General features: G+C 72.6%; 2 protein-coding genes. Both read right to left on the bottom strand.

The genetic code is table 11. The features are described from left to right. The coding region (locus ACTIFU_RS23230; protein ID WP_439580701.1) for a hypothetical protein at positions 1 to 279 on the bottom strand (279 nt) is incomplete at its 3' end. Beyond that, positions 276 to 3,305, bottom strand: a 3,030-nt coding sequence (locus ACTIFU_RS23225; protein ID WP_439580700.1) for a phage tail protein, incomplete at its 5' end; no start/stop codon positions are given. The genes ACTIFU_RS23225 and ACTIFU_RS23230, both read right to left, overlap by 4 nt.

Raw genomic sequence — 3,305 nt, 5'->3', positions numbered from 1 at the left:
CGCGACGGTGAGCGTCGCGGTGCCGTCGGCGTTGTCGATCGCGACCTCGCGCCGGATCGCCGGCACGGTAAGCGTGCGTGCCGTCGTCAGGTTCGCGGTGCGGAAGATGCGGTGCCGGCGATACTGGTCGGCCGTAAGCGTGACGTCGCCGGCGCCAAGATCGACCGTCAGCACGTCGGTCACAGCGCGGTCGAGCAGATCGACCGCGGCATTGATGGTGACCTCCTTCTGCGCCTGGGCGGCGGCGACGTGCGGGACGGCGAGGTTCGGGCTGCTCATACGATCGCTGCTCCCCGGCGGCCGCGACCGGCCACGGCGCTCATCTGGTATACGTGCACGCGCACGGGATTGCCGGGCGTGAGCCCGTCCGTGGTCTGCTGCGCGGCGGTGTAGGTGACGGTCGGGCTGGTCAGCCCGGTGAAGCTCCGAAGCGTGGCGGTGTCGGCCGCGTTCCGCACATCGACCTCATAGAGCTCGGCCGCTTCGGCGAGCGGCACGGCGCCGGTCAGATCGACCAGCTCGCCGCCGATGCGGGTGCGGCGGACCCAGGTCACGGTGAGGTTGTTCGATCCATCGCGGCTGCCGGCGATGTGCACCGGCGCATAGGGCTGCTCGGCACGTCCGATCATGAGGCGTCGGTACTCGGTCGCAGTCTGGACCGTCTGGAAGATGCCGACGAAGCGGAACCGCTCGACGGAGTTGAGCGCGCCGAGCGGCGAGGCGCCGCGCACCACCGAGCCGTCGAGCAGGAGGAAGGCAGCGCCGGAGGCGAAGGCGCCGGCGTCCTCGGTGCCGCGCCGGCCGCGCAGCAATCGGCGGAGGGTGAAGCGCCCGCCGCCCAGCGCATCGGCGATCGCGAATTGCACCAGCTCGACCCGCCCGTCCTCGGCGACCAGCGCGGCGAGGTTGGCGCCGTTCAGCACCTCGAGATCGGTCGCGCCCTCGATGCGATCCGCGCCGGTCTGCATCTGCACCGTGAGCACCGTCGCATCATCCCAGGTCCAGTAGGACGCAGGCACCGGAACCGCGCCGAGCACGGCACCCCAGGCGGCCACGTCCAGCACCGCACCGGCAGGCTCCCACGCCGTGCCGTCGGCCGAGCGGAACACGTCGGCGCGGCGCCAGGTCTGGCCGCGGATCGCGCCACCATGCAGATACGAACGCAGCGCCGTGCCAGCGAGGTCGTCGGCGTCCACCAGCAGCGGCAGGTTGAGCGTGAAGCCGCGCGTCGTGTAGGGCGCCGGCAGCGCGTCGGGCGCGAACCCGGTGCCGCCGTCGGCGATCGCGGCGACCGTGTAGTCGCCGGGCGCCTCCTCGACGGCCTCCAGCGCCACGGTCCAGTCAGCGCCGAGCTGCGCCGAGATCAGGCGCACGCGGCTCTGCGCGCCGTCGCCGCGCACGAGGGTCGCCGGATCGGTCGGTTCCAGGCGGAGATGCTGCGTGGTGCCGGCGAAGCCGAAGCGGGTGCGCTCGCGCCAGGCCGCCAGGATCAGGCGGCGCGCGATCGCCTTCGCCTCGGTCGCGGTCAGCACGAGTGGCAGATCGACGGTCGCCTCCGCCGTGGACGCCATGGTGGCGGAGGGCGCGCGCGGGCGCTGCCAGCGCTGCGTGCCGATCTCGTAGGCCCGCTCGGGGTCGATGTGGCGGACGCTGATCGCGCGCGGCAGCTCCGCATCCTGCGCGCGCTGCTCGTCGATCACCGGCGCGTCGCCGCGACGGACGAGGTCCGCATGGGTCAACGTGGTCGCGGTCGCGCCGCCGCGCTTGCGGAAGACCAGCACGTCGTCGCGCTCGACCGCGTCGAAGGCGAAGGCCGTGGCGAGCGGCTGGATCGCCTCGCGCGCGCTCATCGGCCGGGCGACCACGAAGCCGCGCACGCTGTCCGTCAGCGCCGCGGCATTGAACTCGGCGGGCGCGAGGCCGGCGCGCGCGCAGAGCGCCGAGACGATGGAGGCGAGCGGCACCGTCTCGCTGCCCTGGCGCAGCATCAGCAGCCGGCGATAGGTGCCGGCGGTGCCGGCATAGAACGCGGCCTTGATGTCCGAGTCCCAGGCGAACGCGGCGTTGGTGGGCATGGTCGACGTCCCGGCGGTCTGCACGGTCGCGCCGGTGCGGGTATCGAGCACGATGACCTGGTTGGCGCCGGCGCTGTGGATCGCCCAGGTGCCGCCGAAGACGCGCTTCGTGCCCGACCGCGCCGCGGAGAGGAAACTCGGGAAGGAGCGCTGCCACGCGATGGAGCCGTCCGCGCGCAGCTTGCAGATCGCCGTCTCGGCCGGCGAGTTCGGCGACGCGGCGAGGATCAGGGCATTGTCGTCGGGGTCGTAGTCGAAGGCGACCGCGGTGAGCGTGCCGGTCCCAGTCAGGCCGAGCGCGGCATTGGTGTAGGTGGCCACCAGCGACGCGCTTACGCCGGCGATCTGCGGCCCGCCGACCGCGGCATAGCTGAGCACGATGCGCCAGAGCTCGATGCCGCCGCTCGCGACCGGCGCGGCATACCAGATGTCGGAGGCGCCCTCGCGCTCCTCGCCGGCCGCCAGCCAGCCATTCGCCGGCGCCTCCATGATCCGCTCGTCGCCAGTGTCGGAGGAGCCGAACACGTAGGTCATGGCGTCGGTGTCGATGCAGTAGACCGCCGCCGGACTGCCCTGGGGCGGGACGAGGAAGAACCGCCGCCAGCCGAACGGGCCGAGCACCCGTGCGATCAGGCAGTCGCCGCGCAGCGGCACGCGGAAGCGGGTGCGGGTGGTGGTGAAGGCCGAGGTGGTGGACTCGAACTGGCCGAGCAGCGCGCCGGTGTCGAGATCGTACTTGCGCAGCCAGACGTCGCCGGTCGGGCCGTGCACCACGTAGACCTTGCCGTCCTGCGTGGCGATCGCGTGCGCGAACTGCACCAGGCTCGGCCCGAAAGCGCGCCGCGCCTCCATGGTGAGCGTGTTCACCGCGGCGAGGAAGCGCTGCGTGGTGTCATCCGGCTCGGTGCCGAGCAGCAGCACCGTCGCCCGCTCGAAGTCCGACTCGTAGAGCGTGCCGGACCAGGCGGCAGCGGACGGCAGCGTGGTGGTGGTCTCGATGGTCGACTGCCCGCCCGCCGCGACCACCTCCGCGCTGACGGAGGGGATGCGGTTGCCGAAGGCGTCGAGAGGGACGTCCTCGAACACAAGGTAGCAGAGGCCGCGATGCGCGACCGCGTTCGCGGCGCCGACCTGCGCCTCGATCAGCGGGTCGGGAAGCTGCGCCTCGTCGCCCGGATGGAAGCGCCAGCGCAGCCCGGGCACCTGCAACTGCAAGGAGCCGCCGGTGGC

The organism is Elioraea sp., assembly GCF_051860475.1.
GTDB lineage: Bacteria > Pseudomonadota > Alphaproteobacteria > Acetobacterales > Acetobacteraceae > Elioraea.
Note: the sequence above shows the minus strand (reverse complement) of the source record. Positions and strands in the feature narration are given on the sequence as shown.